Genomic DNA, 15,002 nt, shown 5'->3' with positions numbered 1-15,002 from the left:
AGCGTCTCATTGAAGTGCTCGTGTGGACTTTTGGGCAATGACGAGGAGATTTGGTTGTCAACCCTCAAATATCGGCTCGGCCGGACCGTCGATATCGCTCGTCGCGCCGGCTACTCGGTGCAGCAGATACGCAACCTCGAACGCGACGGTGTGCTGCCGCCCGCGACGCGCACCGCGACCGGCCATCGGGTCTACGGGGAGATACACCTGCGGTCGGCGCTGGCCTATCGAGCCCTCGCGGTAGGCGCGGGGCCGATCGAGGCCAAGCGGATGCTTCGGGCGTTCCACACCGCCCCGATATCGGAGGCCCTCGCCATGCTCGACGCGACGCACGCCCGGCTGCACACCGAGCGCGTCGAACTCGGGCATGCCAAGCGGGCCGCCGCGTCGATCTCGAGCGAACCGATCGATGACGTGCACAGCACCGACTCCATGAGCATCGCCGAACTCGCCGACGCGCTCGGCCTCCGCACCTCGACGTTGCGGCATTGGGACGCAGCGGGTTTGGTCACTCCCGACCGCACCGAGCAGGGCGCGCGGCACTACACACCGGATCAGGTGCGAGACGTCCGGATCGTGCATCAGCTACGGAAGGCGGGTTTCCCGATCGCCCAGCTCCGCGCCGTGTTGCCGGAGTTGCGGCGTGCGAACCGGTTCGAGGACGTGCGCTCCGCGTTGGCCGCCCGTGACGCCCGGATCACTGCCCGCGCGTCCGCGCTCCTGGAGGCCGCTGCTGAACTTCGCGTGGTTATTTCGCTTGCCTCACAGGCTGATTCGTCGATGTGGGCGCAATGCTGTTGTGCGCCTGAGGTATCCGGGACCTAAGGCTAGTACCGATGGAAAGACATCTGCCGACTCCGAAATGTCTTCTGCCCGAAGACTTGCGCACGCCGGGCGGTGATGGCACTATTCGTGCGTTCGGGGGGTGCATTCGGAATCGCCCAACGCTGTGTTCGACTACTCGATGGGGGAAATCCGTGAATCTCGATTTCAGTGCCGACCCGCAGTTCTCCTGGTACGTGGTTCTGCTGTTGATCAGCGGGGTGGCGATGCTCGGCCTGTCGTTCGCCAAGTCACAGGGCAACGTCGGTCAGATACTCAATGCGGTGTTCGGCACGCTGTTCGTCGGCTACGGCATCTATCTCGCGTTCATTTTCGAGGGCGGCTCGTACTGGATGTTCTTCCAGGCTTTCCTTCTGCCGATCCTGCTGGTGTTCCAGTGGGCCAAATCGCTGGGGAAGCGTTCCGCGTAGTTCCGCGGGTTCTGGAGCCCTGCCGCGCGTCGGCGGCAGGGGCCGCTGACCGCTAGCCGAGCGGGTGTGGTCAGGGCCTCAATGCGGGTCTGACCAGCGTGAATGCTCGCGAAGGCGAGAGAAGTAGTTTCGCGAAGCGGCAGCTGGCTACCCCGTGGAGAACGTCGACGCTGGCCACCGACGCCGCAACGGGCGTCGGTGGCCGTCGGCGGAACCGGGGTTCGCCACCACCTGGCGGGCTCTCCACGACAGCGGGAAGGAACCCCATACATGTTGATGCTCACCCCCACCGCCATCGAGGTCGTTCGCACCATCACGTCTGCGGAAGGCGCGCCGGAGGAAGCCGGCCTGCGCATCTCCACCGCGGACGGCGCTCAGACGCTGCAACTAGAGGTTGCCGCGGTACCGGCCGAGCTGGACCAGGTCCTCGATGCCGAGGGATCACGAATCTTCCTGGACCGCGACGCGGCGGCCTTCCTGGACGACAAGGTCCTGGACACCGGAACGGACCGTAACGGCGAGGGCGGATTCGTCATCGCCCAGCAGAGCCAGTTCACCTCCGGAAACTGACGGTTGGGCGTCGGATCGACCGGTTGGCAAGTCCGACTGGTCTTTTCGGCGTCCGCCGTTGGTTAAGCGACCAGCGTGCGGCGGGCTGACCGCCGGACACCCGCCCGCATCAGCAAACGAGCAACTGCCTCGGCCACGTGGCCAGGCTGCTCGAGAATCACCGAATGCCCTGCCCCATCGACGATTACGAAGTCCGCGTACTCGATCGCGGCGGCCATCGCGACAGAGTGCGACGGGGGCGTCATCAAATCGGCTGAGCCGCACAGCACCAACGTCGGAACCCTCGACAGCACCGCGAGCGCGTCGGTTTCGTCAAAGACCATGAAGCTGCTCAAGAAGCTCGCCATCGTCACGATCGGCGTCTCGTTGTGCATCGCGTTGGCAAGGGCGAGAACTCGCGGACTGACCTTGCGGTCGCCGAACTCGGCCATCCGGATCACGGGGGCGAAAACCTTGCAGGCCAACAACTTCGCGTGATGCATCAGCGTGGGAGCGCGCCGGACCGCGGCCTGGAAGACCGACACGGCGGGGTTGCGCAGGAGCCGCCCGAAGCCGGCGTCGGCCAGTCCGCTCGCGGCCGTCGCGATGAGTGCGACGCCGGCGACGCGGGTGCCGATCTCGTGCGGGCGTTGGCTGACGTAGGTGAGCACGGTCATGCCGCCCATCGAGTGCCCGACGAGGACGACCGGCCCGGTAGGCGCCACGGCCTCCAGCACAGTGTGCAGGTCGTGGCCGAGCTGGTCGAGGTGGTAGGTCTGCCGCGACGCCGCGGCAGAGTCGCCGTGGCCCCGGTGGTCGTAGCAGACCACGCGGGCGTCGGGGTAGCGGCGGATCAGCGCGTCGCGGACGTAGGTCCAGGACTCGGTGCGCAGGCAGTGCCCGTGCAGAAGAACGACGGTGAGCTCGGCGTTCGGCGGTCCGTATTCGCGAACCGCCAGCGCGACGCCGTCCTCGGTCGAGACCGTGACGCGGCGGGCCGCCGAGGTGACGGTGGTGCTGGAGATCGACATCGGAGGCTCCGGTTCTGGCGGTGACAGGTTCAACTGTCCGCCGGCCAGGCCTCCGATATCAGGCCCCCGAGTGCTGAGCCGGGCACCCCGAGGTGGAGCAGATTGCCACCCCAGGTGTGGACTGGTGCGGCGGCGTCAATGGTCGCGCGCCGCGGTGCGGGTTCTGGAGGCGGGCAAGTGCCCGGCTGCGCCAGAGTGGCTGAGCCAAGCCCGTCGAAGTCCTCGACTTTTCACACCCGACCGATGCACCCACTGTGGCAATCACCCTCTGGATCCGTCCCAGTGCGGATCACAGGCGGTGTGCGGCCGGGGCCTGGTGAGTGAAGTGGTGCGGGATCACAGGCAGTGTGCGGCCGGGGCCTGGTGAGTGAAGTGGTGCGGGATCACAGGCAGTGTGCGGCCGGGGCCTGGTGAGCGACGTGGTGCGGGACTGTAGAGGGGCCGAGCCCGGAGCTGGATCATCCAGGTAGACAGCCGCGTGGACGTACCGACGGTCGCGTCGGCGGTAGGCGGCGATAGTCGGCGCGTAGTTCGCACACGAAGGTGGACCTCGAAACACGAGGCCCACCATCGATTTTCGTGCAGTTCCTACTTCAGCGTGATGTCATCCACACTGTATGAACCCTGCCCGTACCAACCGTGCACCCACACCGTGACCTTCGTGGTCGAGGCGCCGGTGGTGAACTTGGTCGACAGTTGCTGGTACGCACCGTTCGTGCCCGGGGTCCAGGCCGACGTGTCCGTGGTGCCGGAGCCGGTGACACCGAGGTAGACGTAGTTGCCGTTGACCCAGGCCGACAGTGTGTACGCCCGGTTCGGTTCGACGGTGACCTCCTGTGCGCACTGGGCGGTGTCGCCGCTGCTCGCCGCGGCGGTCATGGCGCTCTTGCCGCCGTGCACGGGGCTGGTGACGAGGGTGCCGAGGTTGCCCGCGCAGGTCCACGGCGACAGGGCTCCGCTTTCGAAATCACCGTTCACCACACCGTTTCCGCTCGGCGGAGTGGTGGTCGTGGTGGTGGTGCTCGTCGGCGGGGTGGTGGTCGTCGTGGTCGTGGTGGTGGTCGTCGTCGATGTCGGCGTGGTCGGGGTGGTCGTCGGCGGCGTGCAGGTGCTCGCGCTGCCGTTGACGGTCTTGACCACCTGGTTGAACAGGGTGGCGGCCGGGTCCATGTTCTCCAGCGAGTACATCATCGCGCCGCCGAGTCCCTTGCAGTGCAGGTAGTCCGACTTCGCCTGGATGGACTGCAACGAGTCGCCGCCCCACCAGTTCGTGCCGTCGTAGAAGTAGGCGGCCTGCGCTACGGGGTCGAAGTAGGTGCGCGACGGATTGTCGACGACACCGGACAGCTCCTTGTACATCCGGATGCCGCCGACGTTTCCGGAGGACGGCCCGCCGGGCGCGGGGCCCGTCGCCGGCTGGAACAGCCCGTGGTTACTGCCGGCCGGCACGCCGGTCCAACCGCGGTAGTAGAACGGGTAGCCCATGGTCAGTTTGCTCGCGGGGAAACCGCCGGGGATGCCGTAGGAGCTGTCACCCGTGGTCCACGCGGTGATCGCCTCGTCGATGTTGTACTTCGCGTTGCCCGGGGGCACCGGCGCCATCGGATCGTCCGGCCTGCTGTAGATGGGGTCCTGGAAGTTGGTGGGGCCCTTGGCATCCCACGCTCCGTGCATGTCGTAGGTCATGACATTGGCGAAGTCGAGGTAGTTGCCGAGCTTGTCGGTGTCGTAATTGCGGATCTTGTCCTGGCCCGCTGCGACGGCCGCGGTCAGCGCGTAGTGCTTGTTGTCCGCCGTGCCCTGTGCGTCCAGCTGCTTGCGCAGTTCGGCCGCGAGCAGCGTGAAGTTGGCCCGGTCGGCGGGTGAGGCGTGGTTGCCGAGGTGACCGCCGCCGCCCGGGTACTCCCAGTCCAGGTCGAGGCCGTCGAAGATGCCCTTACCGGTGCCGGGTCCGCCGTAGCCGTCCGCCTTCGGCAGGTTGCCCTTGATGAACATGTCGATGCAGGACGACGCGAACTTCTTGCGCGCGGCGTCGGTCGCGGACACATCGGAGAAGAACTTCGAGTACGTCCAGCCGCCGATCGACAAGATGACCTTCAGTTTCGGGTACTTCGCCTTGAGCTGCTTGATCTGCTTGAAGTTTCCGACGATCGGGTCGTTCCATGCGTCCGCGGTGCCGTCGACGCTGGTCGACGCGTCGAACGACTTGCCGTAGTCGGCGAACGAGTCGCCCGCGCCGTCGCCCGCGTTCGGGTTGTTCTCGTCCTGGCTCGCCGCCTTGTTCGCCTCGAAACAGGTCAGGTCGGTGGGGTGGATGTTCGCGAACGCGTACATCATGTAATCGAGCTTGCCCGCCATGCCCGAGGTGTCGACATTCTTGAGGTAGAACTGGTTTTCGTAGATCGACCACTGGTTGAAGTAGGCGATCTTCACGCCGCCGGACGTCGCGGCCGCCGCCGGCGCGCTGTGGGCGGGCTCGTTGGTAAATCCCACCAACACCGCCGCTATGCCGAGTAATAGACTCGCGGCTGCTGCGATGAGCCCGGTAGATCTCGCCGTTCGCATGGGGTCCTCCCTGTGGGGACGTTGGATCGGTCCCCGAAGAACTGAGTCGCGTGAGCGAATCGTCCGCTGCTGGTTTTTCTGTGATCGCGGCGACGGCCCGAAGAATTTAAGGCGCTCGAGAACCGAAATATATTGTGCTGGTGGATGTCCGACCGGATCGGCCGTATGGGCAACCGTGAGAATCATGACACGAAAAGAGTCGGCCGGATCCCCAGTGCGAGAGTGGGGAATTCGGCGCGATCGGGTCGAGAACTTCCCCAGTTGCCTCGGTGTGCGGTGAAAGACCGCTGATAGCGGAGGGAGTCCGGCGTCGGCACAATATGCGAACGTATCAATTCGACCGGGAAAGGTCCCGGTTCCCGCCGGAAACAATCGACGGGAACCGGGACACCGGATATTCAGTGGACATCATTGTTGGACGAGTCGCCCCATCGAGTGAATTTCATCGACATCGCCGCCGGTGATGAAGGACCACGGTGCGGTGAAGAATCCGTTGTCGCCCCAACTCGCGCCCCAGGAATTCTGGATGGTCACGCCGTTCTGGTCGTAGCCGACGATTGTCACCTCATGGCCGCCCACGGTGCGCTCGTAAGGCGAGGGATTGTATCGGGAATTGCTCCTGCTGAGATTCATGAAACTCTGCCTGACCTCGAAACCGATCGGGACTGGCAGGCCCGCCGCGATCGCGTTCTTGATATTGGTCACGCGGTCTCCGGAATCCAGATCCTGGGCGCCGGAGAGCTTGTAATGCGCGGCGTTCGCGCGCTCCGAGGCGTCGGGCTGAGTGGTGTAATCGAAATCGCCCTGCCAGTAGTGCGACCGCTGATCGATGCCCTGGTTGCGTTCCATCGGCAGCGCGACGCCGGCCCAGGTGCCTTGATCGTTTCCGCGCGCGATCTGCGCGTAGATGAACATCGGCGCCATCGGGCCGCCGGTGATGTGCTGCTCGTTCATCAGGACGCCGTACCCGGTATAACCGGTGGCCCAGGCCACGCAGGAGCCCACCGGCCCCTGGTCGCCCGCGGGCGCCGCGTACTGCTTCAGGGAGAAGGAGGGCGGCGCCGCGCCCGCGCCGACGCGAACGGGCAGGGCGAATCCCGTGCTGGTGTCCTTGTCCAGGTTGGCCTTCGCCGCCTGCACGTCGAAGCCGAAGGAATGGTGCTTGAGTTCCGGCCCGGCCGTGGGCGGATCCGCCTGTGCGATTCCGGCCGAGACGATTCCGACGCCCAACGCGAAAGCCATTGCGGCGGGCAGGAATGAGTGACGCATGGTGACTCCTAGCTGAAATTGTCCGAATTGGGGCATATGCCCCGATGCGCGCCGGACGTCGAAAACTGTTGAACCGTCGACCAGTTCGTACGTTCCGTTGCTACAGTGCGAAATGTTCCTCGCAAAACAACAGTGCGGCAACAGTGTTCGGTGTTGACATTTTGTTGCGTATTGGGGATCGTCCCCACTTGCCCCTGCCGGAAGTCGCGGCGTAGCTTTCCCTGAAATTCAGCAGACCCGAAAGTGGGTGCCCGAGTGCTGTCTCGACACAAACTCCATGCTTGTCTGATCGCCGCGACAGTGGTGCTGATTTCGTGCGGCCACGGCACATCGGTCGCCGAGCCGCCCAGCGCCGGAAAAGATTTCGCGACGCGTTCGACCGGACTACGGGTCAGCGTCGGACTTCCCGGCGTAATGGAACCGCGCCAGTCGGCCGTCGGCTCGAAAACGTTGCCCTATGCGCAACAGGTGCAGGAGTGGAATCAATGGTGCTGGGCGGCCGACGGCGCCTCGATATCCACCTACCTCGGCCGCCGCATCGCCCAAAACGACTACTGCAAACTCGTGCACGACAGTAAGCAGCAGACCTGCCCCAACGAGAGTGCGTCCCTCGAGGAGATCGCCGCGGCGTTCGGCAAGATCGGGTTCAATGCCTCGGTGGGCTCGCCGTTCTCCATGACGAAGATCGCGGCGGAGATCTCCGCGAACCGCCCGATCCTGACCGGCATCGCCTGGGCCGCGGGTGGCGGCCATGCTCAGGTGGTCTACGGGTACGACGCCGGCGTCGGCACGGTGACCTACGGGGATCCGTGGCCGGCCGCGCAGCGGGTCGTCACGCAGACGCTGTCCTCCTATACGCAGAATCCCCAATGGGTGTGGTTCGGTGAGGATTACGGGATAGCGAAGCGCACATGAGACGGCACTGGCTGGGGGCGGCGCTCGTGTGCGCCGTCCTCGCCGTGCCGGGGTGTGGTCCGGCGAACACCGACGGCCGGTCGGCGGAGCCGGATGCCGGCGCGATCGATCGGGTGCTGGAATCGCCTGCGACGCAACAGCTTGCGGCGTCGTTCCTGCGTTCGCAGCAGGCGCCCGCCGATGACGTCGCGCTGCGGCGAAGCGGGCCTGACATAACGGTTTACGCGACTAACCCTCGTTTCGTCACCGATCCTCAATCTCCGCTGCGCGATGCGGGCACGCCGGCCTACATCGCTGTCCCGGCCATGCTTTCCGCCCGGAACGCCCCGGACACAGTGCAACTCACGCCGACCCCGCCCTTCACGCCGCGTGCCATCGCGACGGGTACCGAGGAAACCGAAGCGGCGCAGTCTCTCCCGGCGGGCGCTCGCCTACTTCTCGACTACCCCTCGCACACCTGGCTCGCCTGGAGCGAAACCCGTGTCACCGCAATCTCTTCCGGTACTCGGCCGGAGCTGAAGGGGCGGGAGTTCGATGCGGGTCAGTTCAGGGAATGGCTGGCTTCGCGGTGATCGCCGCATGCGCTGATTCCCGTCTACAGCTCCTCATGCGCCTGAATCTTGCCGCCGACGGTGGACACACTGGTCGCGTTGGTCCAGGGTCGCCTGAGGGATCAGGCCGACTAGATCGAATAGGCGGGCGGAAGTGCCGCGCCGAGTCCGGACGGCACCGTAACGTCGGGGCATGCTGTCGAATCCGGGCGAACCCGAGGTCGATGTACCCGTGCGGCGTTGGCAGGACATACCCGGCTGGTTCACGTGGCGAGACGCGCAGGAAGAGGCGGTCGCGCACTTTCCCGAGGGCAGTACCTTCGTCGAGGTCGGCAACTATCTCGGCCGCAGTCTGTGCTCGCTGGCCGAGGTCGTCGCGGACAGCGGCAAGCCGATCACCGTCGTGGGAGTCGACACCTGCCGCGGCAGCGGGCCCGAAGGCGTGCGCGGCATCAATGCCCACGGCGCCGCGGTCGCCGACGGCGGCGGCACCTTCGCCGGCCTCCTCCACCGCAACGTCCTCGCCTGCGGCTTCGCCGACCAGGTCCTCCTCGTGGTCGGCGACTCGGAATCCACCGCCCGGCTGTTCGCCGACGCCTCGCTCGCCTGGGTCCACATCGACGCCCGCCACGACTACGACAGCGTGGCCGCCGACATCACCGCCTGGCGCCCCAAAGTCGCCCCCGGCGGCTGGCTCTCCGGCGACGACTACATCCCCTCCGCCTGGCCCGGCGTCGTCGCCGCGGTAACCGACCTCCTACCCCGAGCCCACCCGTGGTCGAAAATCCAATGGCGCTGGATTAACGAGTAGGAGCGGGCGGCGAACAGCTACCTCGGAAGAGGGTCAGGGGAGTGCTCAGCCGCGGTTCTTGGCGGGTCTGTTGGTGGCGGCGCGGCGTTCGGCTTCCTTGGTGGCGATTCGCTCGTTTTCCTTGAGGACCTCGGCGTAGTTCTCGCGTTCGCGGATCAGCCAGGCTGGGGGGTCGGCGAGTAGGGCGGCGATTTCGTCGGCGGTGAGGGCGTCGGAGACCTCGGCGCGGGCGAGGCCGGAGTTGGAGACGCCGAGTTTGCGGGCGGTGATGTCGCGGGGGAAGGGGCCGGTGCGGCGCAGTTCGGTGAGCCACTCCGGCGGGTTGGTGCGGAGGGCGTCGAGGTCGGCGCGGGAGATCGGGGTGTCGCGGAAGGATTCGGGGGCCGCGGGAAGGTAGATGCCGAGCTTGTTGGCTGCGGTCAAAGGCTTCATCAACTGGGGATTAGGGTCCGGGCTCACGACTGCGCCTCGCTGACGCTCGGCTCCGTCGTAAGCCCGAGGGGGCTGCGTCTCCGATTCACTCGCTGGCGCTCGCTCATGCGCATCAGCCTATCGGCTGCCGATAGTGTTCTTGACATGAGCCGGTTGGAATCGATCGACGTCACGCGGCTGCGGTGGTTTGTCGCGGTCGCGGAGGAGCTGCATTTCGCGCGGGCGGCGAAGGGGTTGGGTATCTCGCGGCAGCGGTTGAGCCAGACGGTCATCGATCTGGAGCAGGAACTGGGGACGAAGCTGTTCGTGCCCGGCGCCCAGCCGACGCAGTTGACCGAGGACGGCGCGGCCCTGCGGGACGAGGCGCGGGAGTTGATCGCGCGGGCGGACGCCGCGGTCGTCGCGGAGCAGACGGACGAGCCGGCGGCGCTGCGCGTGGGGTTCGTGCCGGGGGTGACCGTGTCGAAGTGGACGCGGATCTGGGCCGAGCGGTTCCCGGAGACGCCCCTGGAGGTACTGGCACTGCCGATGGGCGAGCAGGAGACCGCACTGCGCGAAGGCGCGGTCGACCTGTGCTTCGTCCGGTTGCCGATCGATCGCGACGGGATGAGCGTGATCCCGCTGTATCGGGAGCTGCCGGTCGTCGTGGTGCCCAAGGACCACCCGATCTCGGTCTTCGAGCAGGTGAGCACGGCCGATTTCGCCGACGAGCGCAGGCAGGACGCGTCCGACATCGACGCGGTCGCGGGAGCCATCGAGCTCGTCGCGGCGGGCGTGGGCGTCGCCGTGGTCCCGCACTCGATCGCTCGGCTGCACGCGCGCCGCGACCTGGTGTACCGCACGGTCACCGATGTCGACGAGACGGAGATCGCGCTGGCGTGGCCGACGGATCGGACCACCGATCTGGTCGAGGACTTCGTCGGCGTCGTCCGCGGCCGTTCCGAACGCAGCTCGCGCTCGCCCGCCGCGCGGGCCAAAAGCCCTGAGCCGCAGAAGAAGCCGGCGGCAAAGCGCTCGGTCGGGCGGCCGAGCCCGGCACGCAAACCGGTGGCCAAGAAGAAGCGTCGCGGACGCTAGCTCACGAAGCGGGTGAATCCTTTTCCGGCGCCGGAACCTCTCATGTTCGTGCCGGCAACAAGGCCGGCACGAGACCCGGAGGTTGTCGTGATCATTGCCGCCATTGTCGTCGCCGTTCTGCTCGTGTGCGCGTGCAGCGTTGCCGTGTTGCGTCGGCGGAGCTCGAAATGACCTGGCCCGACGAGCAATTGGTCGCCACGGCGCGCTCGGGCGACGTGGCCTCGATCGCCGCGCTGGTGTCGGGCACGCATCCGCACGTGCGCCGGTTCGCCTACTCGCTGTGCGCCTCGCCCGAGGACGCCGAGGACGCGGCGCAGGAGGCGCTGATCATCCTGTACCGCAAGATCGGCACGCTGCGCGCGTCGGGGGCGTTGGCGTCGTGGATGTTTCGGATCGTCCGCAACGAATGCCTGCGGCAGCTGCGGCAATTGGCGCGCCGGGCGGAGCCGGTGGCCGACGGCTCGACGGTCTCGGCCGAGGACGAGGTGATGCGTCGTCTGGAGGCCGAGCGGGTGGCGACGGCGGTCGCGGCGCTGCCGCTCGATCAACGGCAGGTACTGATCATGCGGGACATTCAGGGATTCAGCGGGCGGATGACGGCCGATCGCCTCGGCCTGAGCACCGCGGCGATGAAGTCGCGGCTGCACCGCGCCCGCGCCGCCGTCCAACTCGCCTTGGAACCGGTGGAGGGTCGAGAATGAACGACACTTTCGCCAGCTCCTCGCTGTCGCGCCATCTGGCCCGCGGGGTGGCCGGATTCGGGGCTTTGATCGGGGCGTTCGCTCTGCTGCCGTGGGCGGGACCGGTGAGTCTGCTGCTCGCTCCGGTCGGTTTCGTCGCGTTGCGCGGCTGCCCGACCTGCTGGGCGATCGGATTGTTGCAGACCATCTCTCGTGGCCGGTTGCGACGGTCGTGCGAAGACGGTCAGTGCCGGTTGACGGTCACCTGACCGGGTGCGCTGTCGGCGACGCGAAACCGTTCGCCGACAGCGCCTTCCGCTCAGCCTCCGCAGACGCGGTTGAGCTCGTCGGTGGCCGGGTCCAGGTCGGTGATGTTCTCGTCGACCAGCGCGTTGGCGTAGGCGGCGATGACGTCCTTCTCGGCGCCGGTGGCGTCGATGGACAGCAGCGTGCGGTTCAGCGCCTTCGCGGTGTTCTTCTCCAAGGTGCCGTTGGGCGACGCGTCGATGGCGGCGTTGATCGCGTCGATCGCCCGGCCGCAGGCCTCGGACTGGGCGTAGGCCGGGGCGGCGGGCAGTAACAGCAGGGATCCGACGGCGCTCGCGGTCAGCAGCGCGGCGGAGAAGATCTTGGGCATGGCGTCCTCACGGTCTGGTCAGCAATGAAGGTCCGCGACCCGACTCAGGTCGCGGACCTCTCGGCGCAAACCGTACTAGTACGCCCTCGCCCGGCGAAAGCCGATATCGCTCAGGGCATTCCGGCGCGCGACTAGCGGGGCTTGCGGCGCAGGATCGAGTCCCGCACCAGGATGACGACGATGGCGAGGGCGAAGCCGACGAGGAAGATGTCCTCGACGTGGCCCTTGTGGTTACCGATGACCATCGCGACCAGGATGAACGCGACGATCCAGCCCGCGACGCGGAAGGTGCGCGGCGACTCACCGCTCCACCCCCACGCGGCGGAGGGAACCTCGGCCGTGTCCACGTGAGTGACGATGCCGCGCTCGGTGCTGGCGGGTTCGAGTTCCGTGGCGGCCACGATTCGCTCCTTAGCTCGTTCGGGTACCGCGATTCCGGTACGCACTCGACGGACTGCTGCTCGATATCGTGACATACGACGGTGCGTCGTTGTAAGTCGGGACACGCCGCCCGGGGGACGGGAGCCGGCGCAGCGGGTGAGCACGGTGTCCGCTTTTCTTGTGCGCCACAATGAACCCGTGTCCGACATCGTGAGAGTCTTGCTCCTCGGCAGTACCGGATCCATCGGGACCCAAGCGCTCGAGGTGATCGCCGCCAACCCCGACCGGTTCGAGGTGGTCGGCCTGGCCGCGCGCGGCGGCAATACCGAGCTGCTCGCCGCGCAGATCGCGGCCACCGGGACACGCAATGTCGCGGTCGCCGACCCGGCCGCCGCCCAGCGGCTCGGCATCGCGCTGGCGGGGCCGGACGCGGCGGCCGAGCTGGTGCGCCGCACGGAGGCCGACGTGGTGCTCAACGCGCTGGTCGGCTCGCTCGGCCTGGAGCCGACCCTGGCCACCCTGCAGTCGGGCACGCGGCTCGCGCTGGCCAACAAGGAATCCTTGGTCGCGGGCGGCTCGCTGGTCACCCGCGCCGCGGCGCCCGGCCAGATCGTGCCGGTCGACTCGGAGCACTCCGCGCTCGCCCAGTGCCTGCGCGGCGGTCGCGCCGAGGAGGTGGACCGGCTGGTGCTCACCGCGTCCGGCGGGCCGTTCCGCGGCTGGACCGCGCAGATGCTCGAGTCGGTGAATCCCGCTGAGGCCAAGACGCATCCGACCTGGTCCATGGGCCCGATGAACACGCTGAACTCCGCGTCGCTGGTCAACAAGGGCCTCGAGCTGATCGAGACGCACCTGCTGTTCGGCATTCCCTATGACCGCATCGACGTCACCGTGCACCCGCAGTCGATCGTGCACTCGATGGTGACCTTCACCGACGGTTCCACCCTCGCCCAGGCCAGCCCGCCGGATATGAAACTGCCCATCGCCCTGGCTCTAGGCTGGCCCGACCGGGTGCCCGGCGCCGCCGCGGCCTGCGACTTCGGCACCGCCGCCACCTGGACCTTCGAGCCGGTCGACCACGAGGTGTTCCCGGCGATCGAGCTGGCTCGTCGGGCGGGGGAGGCAGGCGGCAGCGTCACCGCCGTCTACAACGCCGCCAATGAGGTTGCGGTGCAAGCCTTTCTGGACGGCCTCATCCGCTTCCCCGACATCGTCCGCACCGTGGCCGCGGCCGTCGAAGCCGCCGACCGATGGCGCGTCGAGCCCGACTCGCTCGCGGAGGTTCTGGCCGCGGACAGCTGGGCACGTGAGTTCGCGCGAGCCCGAGTGCACGCCTGAGGTAGCAGCGCCGAACGGCGGCAAACCGCGAGCGTCCGCGATTGGGGAGCGACCGGACTCGCCCGCCGACCGCCACCTGGCACACTGAAGGCGCAGGGCCGACCGGGGTCCGGTTACTGTGGTCGGGTGCTCGCGGCCGTGACGGGAAGCGCGGGCCGAGGTTTGTGGGCGACCGATCCGGCGGTCGCACTCGAGGCGAGCTGCGCTATGCAGGAGGGCTGCTAAACACATGGTCTACGCGTTGGGGTTCGTGCTGTTCGCGTTAGGCATAACGATTTCGATCGCGTTGCACGAGTGCGGGCACATGTGGACCGCCCAGGCCACCGGCATGAAGGTGCGGCGCTACTTCATCGGCTTCGGGCCGAAGATCTTCTCGTTCCGGCGCGGGGAGACCGAGTACGGTCTCAAGGCGCTGCCGCTCGGCGGGTTCTGCGATATCGCGGGCATGACCGCGCTGGACGAGCTGGAGCCGGAAGAGATCGACCGGGCCATGTACCGGCAGGCGGCGTGGAAGCGGCTCGTCGTGATGTCGGGCGGCATCGCGATGAACTTCGTGCTCGGGTTCATCCTGGTGGTCATCCTCGCAGTCGGTTGGGGGCTGCCGCGGTTGGACCTGCCACCCGATACCTCGCTCGGCGCGATGAGCTGCGTGTCGCAACAGAATCCGGACGGCACGTTACAACCCTGCACGGGTACCGGCCCCGCTCAGCGGGCCGGGTTGCAGCGCGGCGACGTGGTCAAGGCGGTAGCCGGCGTGCCGGTGAAGACCTGGAAGGAATTCCAGACCGAGACGCAGAAGCAGTCCGCCCCCTTCGATTACACGATCGATCGCAACGGACAAATCCTCACCATCCCCGTGACCCCGGAACGTGTGATCCGTTACTCGGAAGCCGGCGGTGCGGGCCGCGAGGTCGGTGCGGTAGGGGTCGGATTGAACGGCGCCTACGATCCGGTCCAGTACAACGTGCTCACGGCGATACCGGCGTCGGTTTCCTTCACCGGTGACATGTTCGTGCGCACGGTGCAATCGCTGGCTGAGTTGCCGCAGAAGGTGACAGCGCTGTGGTCCGCGGTGACCGGCGGCGAACGCGATGCGGATACCCCGGTCAGCGTCTATGGCGCGAGCAAGATCGGCGGCGAGACCGCGGAACGCGGGCTGTGGAACGTCTTCATCCTCGTGCTGGCCAGCTTGAATTTCTTCCTCGGCGCGTTCAATATCCTGCCGCTGCTTCCGCTCGACGGCGGGCACATCGCCGTGGTGCTCTATGAGAAGGTCCGCGACGTCTTCCGTCGCTGGCGCGGCCTCGCTCCCGGCGCACCGGTGAACTACCTCAAGCTGCTGCCCGCCACCTACGTGGTGGTGGTGATCGGCGGTGCGTACATGCTGCTGACCGTGGCCGCCGACATCGTCAACCCCATCAAGCTGTTCTGACTCGCCCCCGGGCGCGGTACCCTGTGCCCGGCACTCGGGGGAGGTGCGTTGTCGTGGGCGTCACAGGGTGGCCGTTCGGCG

17 protein-coding genes are annotated in these 15,002 nt (G+C 67.1%); 11 read left to right on the top strand and 6 right to left on the bottom strand.

The annotated features are described in order from the left end of the window. Positions 1 to 54: 54 nt before the first annotated feature. From ON39_RS22395 to ON39_RS22385, 3 genes are all read left to right on the top strand, one after another. Positions 55 to 825, top strand: coding sequence for a MerR family transcriptional regulator (locus ON39_RS22395; protein ID WP_040737374.1), 771 nt, complete (start codon positions 55 to 57; stop codon positions 823 to 825). Positions 826 to 977: 152 nt separating this feature from the next. After that, positions 978 to 1,253, top strand: a complete 276-nt coding sequence (locus tag ON39_RS22390; RefSeq protein WP_051186928.1) for a hypothetical protein — start codon at positions 978 to 980, stop codon at positions 1,251 to 1,253. Between the two features lie 270 nt (positions 1,254 to 1,523). Beyond that, a complete protein-coding gene (locus ON39_RS22385) occupies positions 1,524 to 1,823 on the top strand; it encodes a hypothetical protein (protein WP_040737320.1) in 300 nt (99 codons plus the stop codon). Between the two features lie 62 nt (positions 1,824 to 1,885). On the opposite strand, the gene ON39_RS22380 is transcribed toward ON39_RS22385, so the two are convergent. The 3 genes from ON39_RS22380 to ON39_RS22370 form a co-directional block, all read right to left on the bottom strand. Then, entirely contained in the window at positions 1,886 to 2,833 is a 948-nt protein-coding gene (locus tag ON39_RS22380; protein ID WP_051186927.1) for an alpha/beta fold hydrolase, read from the bottom strand. Positions 2,834 to 3,421: 588 nt separating this feature from the next. After that, on the bottom strand, positions 3,422 to 5,326 hold the full coding sequence (locus ON39_RS22375; RefSeq protein WP_246002929.1) for a glycosyl hydrolase family 18 protein: 1,905 nt from the start codon (positions 5,324 to 5,326) through the stop codon (positions 3,422 to 3,424). A gap of 480 nt (positions 5,327 to 5,806) precedes the next feature. Further along, entirely contained in the window at positions 5,807 to 6,667 is an 861-nt protein-coding gene (locus ON39_RS22370) for a C1 family peptidase (RefSeq protein ID WP_085998245.1), read from the bottom strand. A 300-nt stretch (positions 6,668 to 6,967) separates the two neighbouring features. On the opposite strand from ON39_RS22370, the gene ON39_RS22365 reads away from it, so the two are divergent. From ON39_RS22365 to ON39_RS22355, 3 genes are all read left to right on the top strand, one after another. Then, on the top strand, positions 6,968 to 7,582 hold the full coding sequence (locus tag ON39_RS22365; protein WP_110293615.1) for a papain-like cysteine protease family protein: 615 nt from the start codon (positions 6,968 to 6,970) through the stop codon (positions 7,580 to 7,582). Then, the gene (locus ON39_RS22360; RefSeq protein WP_040737317.1) at positions 7,579 to 8,154 is read left to right on the top strand and encodes a hypothetical protein; all 576 of its coding nucleotides are present in this window, start codon (positions 7,579 to 7,581) and stop codon (positions 8,152 to 8,154) included. The genes ON39_RS22365 and ON39_RS22360 overlap by 4 nt, the downstream gene beginning before the upstream one ends. A gap of 172 nt (positions 8,155 to 8,326) precedes the next feature. After that, positions 8,327 to 8,944, top strand: coding sequence for a class I SAM-dependent methyltransferase (locus tag ON39_RS22355; protein ID WP_040737315.1), 618 nt, complete (start codon positions 8,327 to 8,329; stop codon positions 8,942 to 8,944). 45 nt (positions 8,945 to 8,989) lie between these two features. Here the strand turns inward: ON39_RS22355 and ON39_RS22350 are convergent, their stop codons facing one another. Next, positions 8,990 to 9,376, bottom strand: a complete 387-nt coding sequence (locus tag ON39_RS22350) for a DUF5997 family protein (protein ID WP_085998244.1) — start codon at positions 9,374 to 9,376, stop codon at positions 8,990 to 8,992. Between the two features lie 144 nt (positions 9,377 to 9,520). On the opposite strand from ON39_RS22350, the gene ON39_RS22345 reads away from it, so the two are divergent. The 3 genes from ON39_RS22345 to ON39_RS22335 all read left to right on the top strand — a co-directional run bounded on the left by ON39_RS22345 (position 9,521) and on the right by ON39_RS22335 (position 11,402). Next, the gene (locus ON39_RS22345) at positions 9,521 to 10,453 is read left to right on the top strand and encodes a LysR family transcriptional regulator (RefSeq protein ID WP_040737311.1); all 933 of its coding nucleotides are present in this window, start codon (positions 9,521 to 9,523) and stop codon (positions 10,451 to 10,453) included. A 167-nt stretch (positions 10,454 to 10,620) separates the two neighbouring features. Beyond that, on the top strand, positions 10,621 to 11,154 hold the full coding sequence (locus ON39_RS22340) for an RNA polymerase sigma factor (protein ID WP_040737310.1): 534 nt from the start codon (positions 10,621 to 10,623) through the stop codon (positions 11,152 to 11,154). Then, a complete protein-coding gene (locus ON39_RS22335; protein ID WP_040737308.1) occupies positions 11,151 to 11,402 on the top strand; it encodes a hypothetical protein in 252 nt (83 codons plus the stop codon). The genes ON39_RS22340 and ON39_RS22335 overlap by 4 nt, the downstream gene beginning before the upstream one ends. A gap of 50 nt (positions 11,403 to 11,452) precedes the next feature. On the opposite strand, the gene ON39_RS22330 is transcribed toward ON39_RS22335, so the two are convergent. Beyond that, on the bottom strand, positions 11,453 to 11,770 hold the full coding sequence (locus tag ON39_RS22330; protein ID WP_040737306.1) for a hypothetical protein: 318 nt from the start codon (positions 11,768 to 11,770) through the stop codon (positions 11,453 to 11,455). 131 nt (positions 11,771 to 11,901) lie between these two features. Next, positions 11,902 to 12,171: a DUF2631 domain-containing protein gene (locus ON39_RS22325; protein ID WP_040737368.1), complete on the bottom strand. Its 270-nt coding sequence runs from the start codon at positions 12,169 to 12,171 to the stop codon at positions 11,902 to 11,904. Between the two features lie 178 nt (positions 12,172 to 12,349). Between ON39_RS22325 and dxr the strand changes: the two genes are divergently transcribed. Together dxr and ON39_RS22315 are read left to right on the top strand one after the other, a co-directional pair. Then, positions 12,350 to 13,489: a 1-deoxy-D-xylulose-5-phosphate reductoisomerase gene (gene dxr / locus ON39_RS22320; RefSeq protein ID WP_040737304.1), complete on the top strand. Its 1,140-nt coding sequence runs from the start codon at positions 12,350 to 12,352 to the stop codon at positions 13,487 to 13,489. A 229-nt stretch (positions 13,490 to 13,718) separates the two neighbouring features. Continuing rightward, on the top strand, positions 13,719 to 14,921 hold the full coding sequence (locus ON39_RS22315; protein WP_040737302.1) for a M50 family metallopeptidase: 1,203 nt from the start codon (positions 13,719 to 13,721) through the stop codon (positions 14,919 to 14,921). Positions 14,922 to 15,002 lie beyond the last annotated feature (81 nt).

It is taken from the genome of Nocardia tenerifensis NBRC 101015 (assembly GCF_000308715.1).
In the GTDB taxonomy this organism is placed as follows: Bacteria; Actinomycetota; Actinomycetes; order Mycobacteriales; family Mycobacteriaceae; genus Nocardia; species Nocardia tenerifensis.
Note: the sequence above shows the minus strand (reverse complement) of the source record. Positions and strands in the feature narration are given on the sequence as shown.